19 protein-coding genes and 1 tRNA gene are annotated in these 16,583 nt (G+C 63.9%); 9 read left to right on the top strand and 11 right to left on the bottom strand.

What is annotated here, in order from left to right:
* Positions 1–79: 79 nt before the first annotated feature.
* The 6 genes from trpB to rpsA form a co-directional block, all read right to left on the bottom strand.
* Positions 80–1,297 carry a tryptophan synthase subunit beta gene (trpB, locus tag JQ604_RS27055; RefSeq protein ID WP_212363723.1) on the bottom strand — a complete coding sequence of 406 codons (1,218 nt, stop codon included), beginning with the start codon at positions 1,295–1,297 and terminating at the stop codon, positions 80–82.
* Positions 1,294–1,953 carry a phosphoribosylanthranilate isomerase gene (locus tag JQ604_RS27050; protein ID WP_212363722.1) on the bottom strand — a complete coding sequence of 220 codons (660 nt, stop codon included), beginning with the start codon at positions 1,951–1,953 and terminating at the stop codon, positions 1,294–1,296. The genes trpB and JQ604_RS27050 overlap by 4 nt, the downstream gene beginning before the upstream one ends.
* 77 nt (positions 1,954–2,030) lie before the next feature.
* Positions 2,031–2,399, bottom strand: a complete 369-nt coding sequence (locus tag JQ604_RS27045) for a lipopolysaccharide assembly protein LapA domain-containing protein (protein ID WP_212363721.1) — start codon at positions 2,397–2,399, stop codon at positions 2,031–2,033.
* A gap of 70 nt (positions 2,400–2,469) precedes the next feature.
* Positions 2,470–2,784 carry an integration host factor subunit beta gene (locus JQ604_RS27040; protein ID WP_212363720.1) on the bottom strand — a complete coding sequence of 105 codons (315 nt, stop codon included), beginning with the start codon at positions 2,782–2,784 and terminating at the stop codon, positions 2,470–2,472.
* A 171-nt stretch (positions 2,785–2,955) separates the two neighbouring features.
* Positions 2,956–3,933: a signal peptide peptidase SppA gene (gene sppA / locus JQ604_RS27035; protein WP_212363719.1), complete on the bottom strand. Its 978-nt coding sequence runs from the start codon at positions 3,931–3,933 to the stop codon at positions 2,956–2,958.
* A 283-nt stretch (positions 3,934–4,216) separates the two neighbouring features.
* Positions 4,217–5,926 (bottom strand): 30S ribosomal protein S1, encoded by a 1,710-nt coding sequence (gene rpsA / locus JQ604_RS27030; RefSeq protein WP_212363718.1) that lies wholly within the window; start codon positions 5,924–5,926, stop codon positions 4,217–4,219.
* A gap of 503 nt (positions 5,927–6,429) precedes the next feature.
* On the opposite strand from rpsA, the gene JQ604_RS27025 reads away from it, so the two are divergent.
* Positions 6,430–6,606: a hypothetical protein gene (locus JQ604_RS27025; protein ID WP_212363717.1), complete on the top strand. Its 177-nt coding sequence runs from the start codon at positions 6,430–6,432 to the stop codon at positions 6,604–6,606.
* Between the two features lie 71 nt (positions 6,607–6,677).
* Here JQ604_RS27025 and cmk read toward each other — a convergent pair whose 3' ends face one another.
* Genes cmk through aroA form a run of 4 tightly spaced genes read right to left on the bottom strand, consistent with a single transcriptional unit; the run spans position 6,678 to position 9,652 of the window.
* Entirely contained in the window at positions 6,678–7,307 is a 630-nt protein-coding gene (gene cmk, locus JQ604_RS27020; RefSeq protein WP_212363716.1) for a (d)CMP kinase, read from the bottom strand.
* A gap of 21 nt (positions 7,308–7,328) precedes the next feature.
* Positions 7,329–7,658, bottom strand: a complete 330-nt coding sequence (locus JQ604_RS27015) for a hypothetical protein (protein WP_249158692.1) — start codon at positions 7,656–7,658, stop codon at positions 7,329–7,331.
* A 40-nt stretch (positions 7,659–7,698) separates the two neighbouring features.
* Positions 7,699–8,304: a hypothetical protein gene (locus JQ604_RS27010; protein WP_212363714.1), complete on the bottom strand. Its 606-nt coding sequence runs from the start codon at positions 8,302–8,304 to the stop codon at positions 7,699–7,701.
* 10 nt (positions 8,305–8,314) lie between these two features.
* Complete coding sequence (gene aroA, locus JQ604_RS27005) at positions 8,315–9,652, bottom strand: 3-phosphoshikimate 1-carboxyvinyltransferase (protein ID WP_212363713.1); 1,338 nt, start codon at positions 9,650–9,652, stop codon at positions 8,315–8,317.
* 145 nt (positions 9,653–9,797) lie between these two features.
* Here aroA and JQ604_RS27000 point away from each other — a divergent pair, with 145 nt between their 5' ends.
* From JQ604_RS27000 to JQ604_RS26990, 3 genes are all read left to right on the top strand, one after another.
* Positions 9,798–10,205, top strand: a complete 408-nt coding sequence (locus JQ604_RS27000; RefSeq protein WP_212363712.1) for a TIGR02300 family protein — start codon at positions 9,798–9,800, stop codon at positions 10,203–10,205.
* A gap of 98 nt (positions 10,206–10,303) precedes the next feature.
* Positions 10,304–10,379, top strand: a tRNA-Ala gene (locus JQ604_RS26995).
* Positions 10,380–10,536: 157 nt separating this feature from the next.
* Positions 10,537–10,773 carry a GIY-YIG nuclease family protein gene (locus JQ604_RS26990; protein WP_212363711.1) on the top strand — a complete coding sequence of 79 codons (237 nt, stop codon included), beginning with the start codon at positions 10,537–10,539 and terminating at the stop codon, positions 10,771–10,773.
* 7 nt (positions 10,774–10,780) lie between these two features.
* Here the strand turns inward: JQ604_RS26990 and JQ604_RS26985 are convergent, their stop codons facing one another.
* Positions 10,781–11,239, bottom strand: a complete 459-nt coding sequence (locus JQ604_RS26985; RefSeq protein WP_212363710.1) for a MarR family winged helix-turn-helix transcriptional regulator — start codon at positions 11,237–11,239, stop codon at positions 10,781–10,783.
* 167 nt (positions 11,240–11,406) lie between these two features.
* Here JQ604_RS26985 and JQ604_RS26980 point away from each other — a divergent pair, with 167 nt between their 5' ends.
* From JQ604_RS26980 to ugpE, 5 genes are all read left to right on the top strand, one after another.
* On the top strand, positions 11,407–11,832 hold the full coding sequence (locus JQ604_RS26980) for an organic hydroperoxide resistance protein (protein ID WP_212363709.1): 426 nt from the start codon (positions 11,407–11,409) through the stop codon (positions 11,830–11,832).
* A gap of 160 nt (positions 11,833–11,992) precedes the next feature.
* Positions 11,993–13,198, top strand: a complete 1,206-nt coding sequence (locus JQ604_RS26975) for a CaiB/BaiF CoA transferase family protein (RefSeq protein ID WP_212363708.1) — start codon at positions 11,993–11,995, stop codon at positions 13,196–13,198.
* A gap of 266 nt (positions 13,199–13,464) precedes the next feature.
* Entirely contained in the window at positions 13,465–14,781 is a 1,317-nt protein-coding gene (gene ugpB / locus JQ604_RS26970; protein ID WP_212363707.1) for a sn-glycerol-3-phosphate ABC transporter substrate-binding protein UgpB, read from the top strand.
* A 71-nt stretch (positions 14,782–14,852) separates the two neighbouring features.
* Positions 14,853–15,734, top strand: coding sequence for a sn-glycerol-3-phosphate ABC transporter permease UgpA (gene ugpA, locus JQ604_RS26965; protein WP_212363706.1), 882 nt, complete (start codon positions 14,853–14,855; stop codon positions 15,732–15,734).
* Entirely contained in the window at positions 15,734–16,582 is an 849-nt protein-coding gene (ugpE, locus tag JQ604_RS26960) for a sn-glycerol-3-phosphate ABC transporter permease UgpE (RefSeq protein ID WP_212363705.1), read from the top strand. The genes ugpA and ugpE overlap by 1 nt, the downstream gene beginning before the upstream one ends.
* The last annotated feature ends 1 nt before the right edge of the window (position 16,583 follow it).

Below are 16,583 nucleotides of genomic sequence, written 5' to 3'. Positions count from 1 at the left end.
GCGGAGAGGCCCCTCACCCGGCCGCTGCGCGGCCGACCTCTCCCCGACGGGGAGAGGTGAAGAAGGCGCGTCCCTCGGATCACTTCTTCCTGCCCTTCAAGATGTCGCCGACCTGCGGCACGTCCTTGTCGCCGCGGCCGGAGAGGTTGACCACCATCAGATGATCCTTCGGCCGCTGCGGCGCGAGCTCGGACAGCTTGGCGATCGCGTGCGCCGATTCCAGCGCGGGGATGATGCCTTCGAGCCGCGACAGCAGCTTGAATGCTGCCAGCGCCTCCTCGTCGGTCGCCGAAAGATATTTCACGCGGCCGGTTTCATGCAGCCAGGAATGTTCGGGCCCGATGCCGGGATAATCGAGGCCGGCCGAGATCGAGTGCGCTTCCTCGATCTGCCCGTCGGCATCCATCAGAAGGTAAGTGCGGTTGCCATGCAGCACGCCGGGACGGCCACCCGCGATCGACGCCGCATGCAGCTGCGTCAGGCCGTGGCCGGCCGCTTCGACACCGAATATCTCGACGCTGGGATCGTCGAGGAACGGATGGAACAGCCCCATCGCATTGGAGCCGCCGCCGATGCAGGCGATCAGCGAGTCCGGCAGGCGGCCTTCCACTTCCTGCATCTGCTCGCGCGTCTCGTGGCCGATGATCGACTGGAAGTCGCGCACCATCATCGGATAGGGGTGCGGCCCTGCCACCGTGCCGATGCAGTAGAAGGTGTTGTGCACGTTGGTGACCCAATCGCGCAGCGCGTCGTTCATCGCGTCCTTCAGCGTGCGCGCGCCCGACTGCACCGGGACCACCTTGGCGCCGAGCATCTCCATGCGGATCACGTTGGGCTGCTGCCGCTCGACGTCGACCGCACCCATATAGACGACGCATTCGAGGCCGAAGCGCGCGCACAGCGTCGCGGTTGCCACGCCATGCTGGCCGGCCCCGGTCTCGGCGATGATGCGCTTCTTGCCCATGCGCCGCGCGACCATGATCTGGCCGAGCACGTTGTTGACCTTGTGCGAGCCGGTGTGATTCAGCTCCTCGCGCTTCAGATAGATCTTGGCGCCGCCGAGGTGCTCGGTGAGCCGCTCGGCGAAATACAGCGGCGAGGGCCGGCCGACATAGGCCTTCAGATAGCCGTTCATCTCGGCCTGGAACGCCGGATCGGCCTTGGCGTCGGCGTAGGCCTTTTCCAGCTCGAGGATCAGCGGCATCAGCGTTTCCGCGACATAGCGTCCGCCGAAGATGCCGAAATGCCCGCGCTCGTCAGGCCCGGTGCGGAAGGAGTTGGGAAGGTTTTTATTCATCGAACCGTCAGTTCTTGAGTGGCGCGCGCAGCGCGAATGAAAGCGCGGATCAGCTCGGGATCCTTGATGCCGGGCGACCGCTCGACGCCCGAGGAGACGTCGACGCCGCCGGCGCGGGTGACGCTGACGGCCTCCGCGACATTGTCGGCATGCAGCCCGCCGGAGACCATGAAGGGTACCTTAAGATCGAGCTTCTCCAGCACGTGCCAATCGAAGGTGGCGCCGAGCCCGCCCGGCCGCGTCGCGCCCTTCGGCGCGCGGGCATCGAACAGGATGCGGTCGGCGACGCTGGCATAGCCGGGCAAGGCTGCGAGATCGTCCGCGGCCTCGACCGGCAGCGCCTTCATTAGGGGCAGGCCGAATTTCTGCTTGATGTCGCGCAGCCGCGCGGTGGTTTCCTTGCCGTGCAGCTGCAGGATATCGGGCCGCAGCGTCTCGACGATGTTTTCGAGCGTCGCGTCATCGGCGTCGACCGTCAACGCGACCTTGACCGCGCGCCCCTTGGCGCGGCCGCCGAGATCGCGCGCGACCTCGAGGCTGATGTGGCGCGGTGACGGCGGGAAGAACACGAACCCGACCATATCGGCGCCAGCATCCAGCGCGACGTCGAGCGTCTCGCGCGTGGACAGGCCGCAGATTTTGACGAGCAGGGACATGGTCTCTCAGAACGAATTGTCAAAGCGGATTTTCGGGCAGCCGGAACCGGGCTCGCCCGGGACCGACGGGGCGGGTTCTACAACGTCGCGCCCTGCTTGTCTCGCCCGGCAGACCCGTAAAAACCGAGCTGGGCCCGCGCCGGCTGGCGCTGGGCATCGCCCCGGGCGTTCGCCGCCCTGAGATCGGCGAGTTCGGCACGGGCCTGGCGGGCATCGGCCTCATGCTGGCGGGCGGCACGGCGCCAGCGTCCCTGCCGGCGCCAGACCGCGGTGCCGCCGGCGATCACGCCGAGGATCGCCACGGCGATGATGAGGACGAACAGCGGCATCGTCACTGAATTGAGGGGCCCGAACGACACCGTGACCCAATGACGGTTGGCGACCGCGAAGGCGATGAAGATCAGTCCCAGCGGGATGACGACCAATGCCGTGAAGAATTTTCGCATGACCATCTCTCATCGCGATGGAGCTCGGCGGGCCCTCGAGCCCGCGGCACGGCAGATGCAGACGCGTTATTTAAGCGTCGGCCTTGGGCGCGTCCACCTCACCGTCCTCGCGGTTCAGGCGCTCGCGCATTTCCTTGCCGGTCTTGAAGAACGGCACGCTCTTCTGATCGACGGGCACATGCTCGCCGGTGCGCGGATTGCGGCCGGCGCGGGCCGGGCGATGCTTGACCGAGAAGGCGCCGAAGCCGCGCAGCTCGACGCGGTCGCCGCGCGCCAGCGCGGCAACGATCTCATCGAGAATCGCATTCACAATGTTCTCGACGTCCCGCTGATAGAGATGCGGGTTGTGCTCGGCGATACGCTGAACGAGTTCGGATTTGATCATTGAGAGTGGCGCCCGGGGTCTTGCGGAAGACCATTTCCGTGAAAATGCCTTGAACTGTCAAGACGCTAAATCAAGTTTGGGTGCCGCGAAATCACGTGACAAAGTGCCCAAGCAGGGGTTTTGGCGCCTCCCGCTCCGCGGGAAGCGCTTCAGCAACACGCTTTTACAGCGTTAGTTGGTCGCACCCGGGGTCCACAGGGCCAGCATGCCGTCGAGGCCGAAGCGATCGACCGCCTGCACCATGCCGCCCTGCTCGATTCGCCGCGCGATGGCGCCGAGTCCCACCGCATCAAGCGATATCGATACCGCCGTGCGCAGGAAAGTCAGGTCGCCGAAGCGCGGATTGAGCTTGTAGTCGTGCACAGGAAGGCCGCTCTTGACCTTCTTCTCGGCCACCAGCCAGGCAATCGCGGTCTTTTCGTCGCCGAGCTGGTCGACCAGCTTGAGATCGACGGCCTGCCTGCCGGTGAAGACGCGGCCATCGGCTACTTTCTCCAGCAGCGTGTCATCCATGCCACGCCGCTCCTTCACCAGGCCGCGGAACCAGGCATAGGAATCCTTCACCAGCGCGTCGATCGCGGCGCGCGCCTCCGGGCTGGTCGGTTCATAACCGTTCGGCGCAGCCTTCAGCGGCGAGGATTTGATCTCTTCCATCTTCACGCCGACGGTTTTCAGCAGCTCGGAGACATTCGGGTACTGGAACAGCACGCCGATCGATCCGACCAGCGAGCTCTGCTGGGCGACGATATGGTCGGCGGCGATCGCGCCGATATAGCCGCCGGATGCGGCGAGCCCCTCGACCACCACGACCAGCGGCTTCTTTTCCTTCAGCCGAACCAGCGACTGATAGAGCTGCTCGGAGCCGGCGGTGGTACCGCCCGGCGAATTGATGTGCACGACGACGGCGGCGGCCTGCGACTTCTCCAGCCGCTCCAGCGCCTCGACGCGCTGCTGGTCGCTGCGGATCAATCCTTCGATGTTGATGCGCGCGATCGCGCCCGACGTCGCCAGCGTGCCGCGCCCGCCGGCCGCAATCACCGCGATGCCGATGATCGCCGCGATGGCGACCAGGGCTGCGGTGACGCGCCAGAAGGTCAGCTTGCGGCGGATGCGGCGGCGATCGACGATCACGTCAGAATCCAGCGACATTGAAACTCTCCAAAAATGTCCCGCGCGTCGCGCAAGCGCAGCGTCGTCACGCCCGGTGAAATACACCAATTGCGGCGCAATATGAAGAAAACATGGCCCGCAAACCCGTAGGGAGTAGCCCGGATGGAGCGCAGCGCAATCCGGGAAAGCCTATCCGCGGATGGCGCGGCCCCGGATTTCGCTGCGCTTCATCCGGGCTACGAGACCAGGCTACGAGGCCCCAACAAAAAGGCCCCGGCTTTGCGCCGGGGCCTGATCGATCCGCTCGAACTTGAGCGGATGCTTACTTGTTCTCGCCGCGGTTCTTGAGCGCGGTGCCAAGGATGTCGCCGAGCGTCGCACCCGAATCGGAGGAGCCGTACTGCGCGATGGCTTCCTTCTCTTCGGCGACTTCCAGCGCCTTGATCGAGACCTGCACCTTGCGGGCCTTCTTGTCGAACTGGATGACGCGGGCATCGACCTTCTCGCCGACGGCGAAGCGTTCGGCGCGCTGGTCGTTGCGATCGCGGGCGAGTTCAGACCGCTTGATGAAGGTGGTGAAGTCGGTGCCCGAGATCTTCACCTCGATGCCGGCTTCCTTCACTTCGAGCACTTCGCAGGTCACGACCGCGCCCTTCTTGACGTCGCCCGGCTCGGCGAAGGGGTCGCCTTCGAGCTGCTTGACGCCAAGCGAGATGCGCTCCTTCTCGACATCGACGTCGAGCACCACGGCCTTGACCATGTCGCCCTTCTTGAAGTTGTCGATCACCTGCTCGCCCGGAAGCTTCCAGTCGAGGTCGGAGAGATGGACCATGCCGTCGACGTCGCCCTCGAGACCGAGGAACAGACCGAACTCGGTCTTGTTCTTGACCTCGCCCTCGACCACCGAACCGACCGGGAACTTCTCGACGAAGACTTCCCAGGGATTGCGCATGGTCTGCTTGAGGCCGAGCGAGATGCGGCGCTTGACCGAATCGACTTCGAGCACCTGCACCTCGACTTCCTGCGAGGTGGAGACGATCTTGCCGGGGTGCATGTTCTTCTTGGTCCACGACATCTCGGAGACGTGGATCAGGCCTTCGATGCCCGGCTCGAGCTCGACGAACGCACCGTAGTCGGTGATGTTGGTGACGCGGCCGGTGAAGCGGGCACCCAACGGGTACTTGGCTTCAATGCCCTGCCACGGATCGTCCAGCAGCTGCTTCATGCCGAGCGAGATGCGGTGGGTCTCGTGGTTGATCTTGATGATCTTGACCTTCACCGTCTGGCCGATGGTGAGCACCTCGGTCGGATGGTTGACGCGGCGCCACGCGATGTCGGTGACGTGCAGCAGGCCGTCGATGCCGCCGAGGTCAACGAACGCACCGTAATCGGTGATGTTCTTGACCACGCCGTCGATCACCTGACCCTCTTCGAGGTTCTGCACCAACTCCTGGCGCTGCTCGGCGCGGGTCTCTTCGAGAACCGTGCGGCGCGACACCACGATGTTGCCGCGGCGGCGGTCCATCTTGAGGATCTGGAACGGCTGCGAGTTGTTCATCAGCGGCGCAACGTCGCGGATCGGACGGATGTCGACCTGCGAGCGCGGCAGGAAGGCCACCGCACCGTCGAGGTCGACCGTGAAGCCGCCCTTGACCTGGTTGAAGATGACGCCGTTGACCTTTTCGTTGTTCTGGAAGGCCTTCTCGAGCTTGCCCCAGCTTTCCTCGCGGCGCGCCTTGTCGCGCGACAGCACGGCTTCGCCGAGCGCATTCTCGATGCGGTCGAGGAACACCTCCACGGTGTCGCCGACCTTCAGATCGCTTTCGCGACCGGGGCCGGAAAATTCGCGCAACGCGACGCGGCCTTCGGTCTTCAGGCCGACGTCGATGACGGCCATGTCTTTCTCAATTGCAACCACCTTGCCCTTGATGACCGAGCTTTCCTGCAGGTTGCCGCCGGCAAAGGACTCATCAAGCATCGCGGCGAAATCGTCGCGGGTCGGATTATAGGAAGCAGCAGTATTCGAAGCCATTTGTTCTCCAGATGCGGTATCTCGCCGGCCGTTCGGGTTGATGGGCGTATCGCGCGTGAAGTGTCGGGGTTCCGCAAACCCCAACGACCGCTCATCGCGCGAGGCGCAACAGCGGGCCGGCAGATGACTGCACGTTCGGTACGTATTGATTTTGTCCGGGGCCAGAAACGCGAATATCGATTTCAAGACCGGGAGCGGGCGTTCCTCCAGAAACGGCAGGGGTTCAAACCCGTTGCCGGCCCGCTCGGGACAGCCTCGATCAGATCGATGGTGGCCCGGACGGCGCTGATATAGCCCCCAAGCCCCCTTTCGGCAAGCTGGAAATGGCCTGATTCAGGGGCCCTTAAGGCTGACGAAAGCTTAGCCCAAACTGTCAAATCCCACGTTCAACCGCTTGTTGACCGCATCCTCCGAAAGGCATGCGGAGGGGCCCGGATGGAACCCGGCCTTAAGCCTCCTGGGGCACCATGGCACCGTTACAAAAAACAGGGGGAGTGACACCAATGAAGAGCTTCATCGTGCTGGCGGCGGTTGCCGTCCTGACTGTCGGAAATGCCATCGCCGCGATGCCCGGCGCCGTTTCGACCGAGCACAGCAAAGCCACGACCACGATCGCGCAGCCGGTCCTGTCGATGGCCGACCAGGAACTGCCGTTCGACCGCTATTGGTCGAAGAACTGACCTAAGGGATCCATGCCGGATCGGGAGCGCGATGATGACGCCATCGCGCTCCTTTCCTTTTGAGGGATAGCTTAGCGCTTGCCGCGGACCGCCTCGACGATGGCGATGGCAGCCTCGACGCTCGCATCGATCCCGAGATTTGAATTATCCAGCGTATGCGCATCGTCAGCCGGACGCAGCGGCGCAACGGGCCGGTTCCGATCCCTTTCGTCTCTGCTGATGATATCGGCCAGGATCGCAGCCTCATCAGCCTGCTCGCCACGCGACTGTGCCTCCAGCGTCCGCCGCTGTGCCCGGACCTTCGGATCAGCCACGACGAAGATCTTCACGTCCGCATCCGGGCAGATCACCGTGCCGATGTCGCGGCCGTCGAGCACCGCGCCGGGCGGCTCGGATGCGAACTGGCGCTGAAAGTTCAAGAGCACCTCGCGCACCGCGGGGAAGGCCGAGACGATCGAGGCGGCGTTGCCGACCTCATGCGACTTCAGCGCCGGATTGCCAAAAGTCCCCGGATCGATCGCGCGCGCCGCCGCGATCGCCAGCGCCTCGTCATGCAGATCGCCGCCGGTCTCCAGCACGGCATAGGCCACCGCGCGATAGATCACCCCGGTGTCGAGATGGCGATAGCCGTAATGCTGCGCGAGCCGCTTGCCGAGCGTTCCCTTGCCCGAAGCGGCCGGTCCGTCGATGGCGATGATCATGATGTCCTGTGTCTGGTCCTGTCAGAGGCCGCGGGCACGCCGCAACGGCCGTTCCTCGGTGAAGATGTTGCGGGACGAGAATTCGGCCGGGCTGCTGAAGGTGAGGAATTCGCGCATGGCGTCGGTCGGCGCCGTGACCGTGAACCAGGGCTCTTCGAGGCGGCGTGCCGGATCGCAGACCCAGGACGGCACCCGCCCGAGACGGCGCTGCTTTGCCAGATACTCAGCCATCGCGCCAACCAAAGCGTCGAGCTTCGCATCCCCGGTCAGTTTCGGTTCGCGCTCGATCGTAGCGAATTTCGCGTCAAGCGTAGCCGCCAGATCAAAGCTGTCCACGAACTCGGCCAGCATAACATCCTGCGGCGAGCCCGCGACGATACGGTCGACTGCTTCAGCGAGGGTATTCGGGCGCATCGGCGGCTCCCTCACGACTCATGTTCTTCAACAAAAACCGTTGCTTCTCGGAAGATGCGGCGCTCATTGGAAAATAGCGCCCCAGAAGACTGATTGCATCCTCCACAGTCGCGATACCGACGACACGCATCAAATTCAGGATGTCGAGCCGTTCCGTTTCGCCGCGCGCAGGGTCCATGATCCTGAAGGCCTTCAGCTTCATCGCCAATAAATATCTGGCCGACGGGACCGATACAGTCAAACCCGTCGCAGACCCGTCACGTGGAAACGTACCAAACTCGAGGTGATCGCCTGCTTGATCGGCAAATGTGCTGAGATGGAACGCAACTCCATCATTGAACCAATCGTCTTGCCACCCATTCTCCGCGGCGATCTCGCTCACGACGGCTGCCAACCAGTTGGGCAGCGGATGTTCGAGCCGGGATACGTCGACATCATCGGTGGAGAACCGAAAGTTGCTGGCCAACATCAGGGCCGAGCCGCCGTAGACAGCAATCTGCAACTTCGTCCCAGCCAGCGCAGCAGCACGGCCGATGCGATCGAAGGCATCAAGCAGTGCGTCGCGGCCGAATGCTGCAGTCATTGCTCCCGCCTCATGAAAACTCCGCGCCGAGCGAGCGCATCATCGGAAGAAAATCCGGGAAGCTGGTGGCGATGAAGGTGGTGTCGTCGACCTTGACCGGCTTGTCGGCAGCAAGGCCCATCACCAGCGCGGACATCGCAATGCGGTGATCCATGTGGGTGGCGACGAGGCCGCCGCCGGGGACGTGGCCGCGGCCTTCGACGATCAGGTCATCGCCGGAGACCTCGACCTTGACGCCGTTGACGCGCAGCATGTCGGCGGTCGCTTCCAGCCGGTCGGATTCCTTGACGCGCAGCTCCTTGAGCCCGCGCATGATCGTCGTGCCCTCGGCAAAGCTCGCGGCGACCGCCAGCACCAGATATTCGTCGATCATCGAGGGCGCGCGCTCCGGCGGCACCTCGACGCCGCGCAATTTCGAGGCGCGCACGCGCAAGCGTGCCATCGGCTCGCCGGCGTCGCCGCGCACCTCGCTCTCCTCGATCGAAGCGCCCATTTCTCGTAACGTCGTGAAGAGGCCGGTGCGCAGCGGATTGGTCATGACGTCGGTGAAGACGACATCGGAACCGTCGACGATCAGCGCCGCCACGATGGGAAAGGCTGCCGAAGACGGATCCGCGGGCACCACGACCTCGGCGCCGCGCAGCTCGGGTTCGCCGATCAGCGCGATCCGGCGGCCGTGGCTGCCCTCTTTCGTCGAGGTGATGTCGGCGCCGAAATGCTTCAGCATCAGCTCGGTATGGTCGCGGCTCGCTTCCTGCTCGATCACGACGGTCTCGCCAGGCGCGGACAGGCCCGCCAGCAGCACCGCAGACTTGATCTGGGCCGAGGCGACCGGGGTCTTGTAGACGATCGGCACCGGATAGCGGGCGCCGTGCAGGGTCAGCGGCAGCCGGCCGCCCTCCCTGATATCGCCGGTCCGGGCGCCCATCAGCTCGAGCGGATCGAGGATGCGGCGCATCGGGCGCGAGCGCAGCGAGGCGTCGCCGTCAAACACAGCCACGATCGGGCAGCCCGCGACCGCCCCCATCACCAGGCGGCAGCCGGTGCCGGAATTGCCAAAATCGAGCGGCGCCGTGGGGGTGGCGAAGCCGCCGACCCCGACCCCGTTGACCGTCCAGGCAAACGGCCCGGTCCGCTCCACCCGGGCGCCCAGCGCCTGCATGGATTTGGCGGTATTGAGCACGTCCTCGCCTTCCAGGAGGCCGGAAATGCGGGTTTCGCCGACCGCCAGCGCCCCAAGGATCAGGGCGCGGTGGGAGATCGATTTGTCGCCGGGGACGCGGACTGTACCGGCCAGGGGGCCGCACTCACGGGATTCCAGCGGGGTTGGGGTGTCAGAATGGGCCAAGATTGTGTCCTCTCGCGCCGCGGCAGGTATCACATAGGCAACACCGCGTCACGCGCCCGTCAAATGCGCGCAAACCGCTATTGACAGCAGCGTCCCAACTAGCCAAGTGAAGCACCGTTTTTCAGGAAAATTCTGGGATCACCACGTGGCCAAGTCCGACCTCGGAACCAAACGCATTTGCCCGACCACGGGCAAGAAGTTCTACGATTTGAACAAGAATCCGGTGATCTCGCCCTATACCGGCGAAGTCGTGCCGATCGCGCCGATTGCACCGCCGCGGGGCCGTGCCGCAGCCGCCAGCGCGCCGCCGACCGCCGCCGAGATGCCGGAGGCCGCGGAAAGCGAAGAGTTGGTCTCGCTCGAGGAGGCCGATGCCGAGGAGAACACCGGCAAGGTCAAGGCTCAGGTTCCCGAATCCGAGGACGATATCGAGGTCGATGAGACCATCGAGGACGATGACGACGACGATTCGACCTTCATCGCCGACGACGAAGAGGGCGATGAGGACGTCACCGACATCATTGGTGACGTCGGAGGCGATGAAGAGACTTGAGATCGCCGCTGATCTATGATCAACGGTGCTGCCGCGCGAGTCGCCTAGGACTCGCCGGCCGGGACTGACCCACCGGGTCACCCCACTGGAAGACTTACGGGGCCATAGCTCAGCTGGGAGAGCGCTTGCATGGCATGCAAGAGGTCGGCGGTTCGATCCCGCCTGGCTCCACCAGCCTTCGCTTGCTTCGCAAGCTACGGCTCGGCAAGCCACGCCGAACTCTATCGTAGCGAAGCAAGCGAAGGCTGCCGCGGCGTAGCCCGAAGGGCGAAGCCGGGCTCCATCCGTTTGAATTGGATGTAAGCTCTCCTCGACAGCTGGGGAGCGTGCCGTGAAGTACGTCTACATTCTTGAGAGCCTCGATTCTCTGCATTTCTACGTCGGGATTACCGACGACCTCCGCGCGCGACTGGTTAAACACAATGCTGGCGAGGTGCCTCATACGTCGAAGTACGGGCCTTGGCGCCTGAAGACTTACATTGCATTCAGCAACGAGCAGCAGGCAGTCGCGTTCGAGAAATACCTGAAATCGGCATCAGGCCGCGCGTTCGCCAAGAAGCGCCTCTGACCGCCCCCTACTCCCCCAACACCGCATTCAACCGATCCCTCAACGCGACGATCTCGTCCTTCATCGCCACGAGCTCGCCGACCGAGCACGCTGACGCAGCGAGAATCGACTGCGGCACGCTCTTCGCCTTGTCCCGCAACGCCTCGCCCTCCGCCGTCAGCTCGATCAGCACCTGGCGCTCGTCCTCGGTGCTCCGCGTGCGCTTGATCAGCTCCGCCGCCTCCAGGCGCTTCAAGAGCGGCGTCAGCGTGCCGGAATCCAGGAACAGCCGCTCGCCGATGGTCTTGAGCGGAACGTTGTCACGCTCCCACAGCACCAGCATGACAAGATATTGCGGATAGGTGAGGCTGAGCCGGTCGAGCAGCGGCTTGTAGACGCGGTTGAAGGCGTGGGCGGCGGAATAGACCGCAAAGCAGATCTGATTGTCGAGCCGCAGCAGCTGTTCGGCGGCGTGTTTCCTGGCCATCTCTTGTTTCGTCCAATTCCGTCGGATTCGCCCCTCATACTGGGCGCGCGGCCACGCGAATTCAATTGCGGACAATTAAATGTGAGGCCATGAAATATGTATTGCGCACAATTTAATTGTCTGCAATAGATATCCGCGTCGAATTCAAAACCCCCGGGAGAACCACCATGTCTGTGAACGTGCTCTACAAGACCAGCGCCAAGGCAACCGGCGGCCGCGACGGCCATGCGGCGACCCTCGACGGCGCGCTCGACGTCAAGCTCTCCACCCCGAAGGAACTCGGCGGTGGCGGCGGCGCCGGCAACAACCCCGAGCAGCTGTTCGCGGCCGGCTATGCCGCCTGCTTCATCGGCGCCATGAAGTTCGTGGCGTCTCAGGGCGGCCCGAAGGTTCCTGCGGACGCCTCGGTGACCTCGACGGTCGGCATCGGCCCCCGTTCAGCCGGCGGCTTCGGCCTCGCGGTCGAGCTCGCGGTCTCGCTGCCGGGTGTTCCCAAGGCCGAAGCGGAAGCCCTGGTCGAGAAGGCCCACCAGGTGTGCCCCTACTCCAACGCGACCCGCGGCAATGTCGACGTCAAGCTGAGCGTGGTCTGATCAGACCCCTCAATACCCACGATACGGAATGGCCCGCCAATACGGCGGGCCATTTGCGTGAGGGCCGCATATGCCTGTGCGCGGCGGACCATTGCTGAGGCGAGCGAAGACCGCTAGCTCTGCGGGCTGAATTCGTAACCCTGAAAGCGATGAGTGCTCCATGACTTCAGAAGCGGCTGCGGGCGCAATGGCCGGACTGCGCGTGATCGATCTGACGCGCGTGCTCGGCGGTCCCTATTGCACCCAGATCCTCGCCGACCACGGCGCCGACGTGATCAAGGTCGAGCCGCCCGCCGGCGACGAGGTCCGCGAATGGGGCCCTCCCTTCCACGAGGAGGACGCGGCCTATTTCGTCGGCATTAACCGCAACAAGCGCTCGATCGGCCTCGACCTCGCCTCCGAGGGCGGCCGCGCGGTGCTCTTGAAGATGCTCGAGACCGCCGACGTGCTGATCGAGAATTTCAAGCCCGGCACGCTCGACAAATGGGGCATCGGCAACGATGTGCTGCGCGAGAAATTTCCGCGGCTGGTGCACGCCCGGATCTCCGGCTTTGGCGCCGACGGCCCGCGCGGCGGCAATCCCGGCTATGACGCGATCATTCAGGCGATGACCGGCATGATCGCGGCCACCGGCTCGGCCGACAGCGGCCCGATGCGGATCGGCGTGCCGCTGGTCGACATCACCACCGGCCTCTATGCCGCGATCGGCATCCTGATGGCGCTGTCGGAGCGGCAGCGCTCGGGCCTCGGCCAGTTCCTCGAAACCACGCTGTATGAAACCGGCCTTGCGATCATGCATCCGCACACCGCGAACTATTTCATGCATGGCAAGCCGCCGTCGCTGACCGGCAACGAGCATCCGAACCTCGTGCCCTATGCGATCTTCCCGACCAAGACCGACAACATCTTCATCGGCGTCGGCAATGACGGCACCTTCCGCAAGCTCGCCAAGGAAATCGGCAAGGAGGAGCTCGGCACCGATCCGCGCTTTGCCCGCAACAAGGACCGCATCGCCAATCGCGACGCGTTGCGCGCAGAGCTCGCCGCGGTGTTCAGCCAGCACGAGGCCGAGCCGCTGTGCAACCGCCTGCTCGCGGCCGGCCTGCCCGCCGGCCCCGTGCAGAAGATCGACCAGGCGCTGACCAACCCGCACACGCTCCATCGCGGCGACGTCATCGAGAAGGATTGGTACAAGGGCGTGGCATCGCCGATCCGGCTCGACCGCACCAGGCCGAGCCTGCGCCGCACGCCGCCGAAGTTCAGCCAGCACTCCGCCGAGGTACTGGGCGAGTTCGGCTACTCCCAAAGCGAGATCGATGCCCTGCGCGACAAGGGCGTCGTCTGCGGTCCCGAGCGCAAGCGCTGAGACCATGTCTTGTTTGTGCATGATCTGTTCGGAAAACCGCGCCACACTTTTCCGGATCATGCACGAGCACCGATATTCATCTGACTATTGCCGCACTGCGGCGTAGCGCGCGCGGCTCCGCGGCCGCGCGTCTTCGCCTAATTTCCGGCTTCCCTTTTCCTTGCGCTTGCTGCTTTCGTTTCAGCCGCTTACACAAGTCATGTGAACGTCATAAGGCGCTGCTAGCGCAAGCGCACATTTTTGACGGCCCTAGGGAGGTTTTCTTGATGGCTCTTCGACACTTTGGTGCGGCTGCCGCAGTCGCGGTCACGCTGGCTTTCGGCGCGTCGCCCGCGCTCGCCGTGACTGAAATCCAGTGGTGGCACGCGATGACCGGTGCCAACAACGACGTCATCGTCAAGCTCGCCAACGATTTCAACGCCGCGCAGGGCGATTACAAGGTCATTCCGACCTACAAGGGCAATTACGCCGACACCATGAACGCCGGCATCGCCGCGTTCCGCGCCGGCAACGCGCCGCACATCATGCAGGTGTTCGAAGTCGGCACCGCGACCATGATGGCCGCGACCGGTGCCGTGAAGCCGGTCTACAAGCTGATGGCCGACGCCGGCGAGAAGTTCGACCCGAAGGTCTATCTGCCCGCGATCACCGGCTACTACTCGACCTCGAAGGGCGAGATGCTGTCGTTCCCCTTCAACTCGTCGTCGACGGTGATGTGGGTCAATCTCGACGAACTGAAGAAGAACAATCTCGAGATCCCGAAGACCTGGCCTGACGTGTTCGAGGCCGCCAAGAAGCTCCATGCCAACGGCCATCCGACCTGCGGCTTCTCCAACTCCTGGGTCACCTGGGTCAATCTCGAGCAGCTCTCCGCCTGGCACAACGTGCCGCTCTCCAGCAAGGCCAACGGGCTCGACGGCTTCGACACCGTGCTCGAGTTCAACAGCCCTCTGCAGCTCAAGCACCTCGAAAACCTGGTCGAGCTGCAAAAGGACAAGACCTACGACTATGCCGGCCGCACCAACACCGGTGAAGGCCGATTCACCTCGGGTGAGTGCGCGATCTACCTGACCTCGTCGGCTTTCTTCGGCAACGTCAAGGCCCAGGCCAAGTTCAACTTCACCGCCGCGCCGATGCCGTATTACCCCGACGTCAAGGGCGCGCCGCAGAACTCGATCATCGGCGGCGCCTCGCTGTGGGTGATGGGCGGCAAGTCGGCCGACGAGTACAAGGGCGTCGCAAAGTTCCTGACCTTCCTCTCGGACACCGATCGTCAGGTCTATATCCACAAGGCGTCGGGCTATCTGCCGATCACCAAGGCGGCCTATGACAAGGCGAAGTCCGAGGGCTTCTACAAGGACCAGCCCTATCTCGAGACGCCGCTGCTCGAGCTCACCAACAAGGAGCCGACCGAAAACTCCCGCGGTCTGCGCCTCGGCAACATGGTGCAGCTGCGTGACGTCTGGTCGGAAGAGATCGAGCAGGCGCTGGCCGGCAAGAAGACCGCCAAGCAGGCGCTCGACGCCGCCGTCGAACGCGGCAACACCATGCTGCGGCAGTTTGAAAAGACCGCCGTTCGCTGACATGATGCTCTAGACACTCTCCGGATCGGCAGGCCGCATGGGGCGGCCTTCCGTTTCCCGCATCGCGCATCATGCAAAAGCAATCCATTTTCCAGTCGAAGCTGTTGCCCTATCTGCTGGTCGCACCGCAGCTGGCGGTCGTCCTGATCTTCTTCTACTGGCCGGCCCTGCAGGCGGTGATCCAGTCCTTCCTGCTGCAGGACGCCTTCGGACTGTCGACCAGCTTCGTCTGGTTCGAGAACTACGTCGAGCTGTTCAAGGACCCCGCTTACTTCGGCTCGATCGTCCGCACCTTCGTCTTCTCCTTCGCGATCGCCGTCTCCTCGCTCTCGTTCGCGCTGCTGCTCGCCGTCATGGCCGACAAGCCGCTGCGCGGCGGCATGCTCTACCGCACGTTGCTGATCTGGCCCTACGCGGTGGCGCCGCCGGTCGTCGGCGTGCTCTGGATCTTCATGCTGCACCCCTCGCTCGGCGTGCTCTCGCGCTATCTGCGCAACATGGGCATCGACTGGAATCCGCTGCTCAACGGCGACCAGGCGGCTGCGCTGATCATCCTCGCCGCCGCCTGGAAGCAGATCTCCTACAATTTCCTGTTCTTCCTCGCAGGCCTGCAGGCCATACCGCGGAGCGTGTTCGAGGCCGCCGCGATCGACGGCGCGCGTCCGATGCGGCGCTTCTGGACCGTGACGTTCCCGCTGCTGTCGCCGACCATCTTCTTCCTCCTGGTCGTCAACATCGTCTACGCCTTCTTCGACACCTTCGGCATCATCGACACGATGACGCGCGGCGGCCCCGGCAAGTCGACGGAGACGCTGGTCTACAAGGTCTATAGCGACGGCCTGATCGGCGGCAATCTCGGCAGCTCGGCGGCGCAGTCGGTGATCCTGATGGGCATCGTGATCGTGCTGACCGCGGTCCAGTTCCGCTTCGTCGAACGCAAGGTGACCTACTAATGGTCGAGCAAGAGGGCTTTCGACGCTACGTCGCGCACGTCATCCTCTGGATCGGGATCGCGATCGTCGCGTTCCCGGTCTACATCGCGATCGTCGCCTCGACCCAGGACAACGCGTTGATCGCCAACGGGCAGATGTCGCTCTTGCCCGGCGGGCATTTCTTCGAGGTCTACTACCAGACCATTTTCATCGGCACGAGCGGCTCGACCCGCGAGCCGGTCGGCAACATGATGCTGAACTCGATGATCATGGCACTGATGATCGCGGTCGGCAAAATCGCGATCTCGATCATCTCGGCCTATGCGATCGTGTATTTCCGCTTTCCGTTCCGGATGCCGATCTTCTGGATCATTTTCATCACGCTGATGCTGCCGGTCGAGGTGCGCATCTATCCGACCTACAAGATCGTCGCCGACCTGCACATGCTCGACAGCTATGCCGGCCTGGCGCTACCGCTGATCGCCTCCGCCACCGCGACGCTGCTGTTCCGGCAGTTCTTCATGACCGTGCCGGACGAACTGCTGGAAGCCTCGCGCATCGACGGCGCCGGCCCCTTGCGCTTCTTCTGGGACACGCTGCTGCCGCTGTCGCGCACCAACATGGCGGCGCTGTTCGTGATCCTGTTCATCCTCGGCTGGAATCAATATCTTTGGCCGCTGCTGATCACCACGCGCGACGACATGCAGACCATCCAGATCGGCATCCGCAAGATGATCACCACGACCGATGCCTTGACCGAATGGCCGGTGGTGATGGCGACCGCGGTGCTGGCGATGCTGCCGCCGGTGTTCGTCGTGGTCGCGATGCAGAAATTGTTTGTCCGCGGACTCGTCGAGACGGAAAAGTAAG

Source organism: Bradyrhizobium jicamae (assembly GCF_018130695.1).
GTDB lineage: Bacteria > Pseudomonadota > Alphaproteobacteria > Rhizobiales > Xanthobacteraceae > Bradyrhizobium > Bradyrhizobium jicamae_B.
Note: the sequence above shows the minus strand (reverse complement) of the source record. Positions and strands in the feature narration are given on the sequence as shown.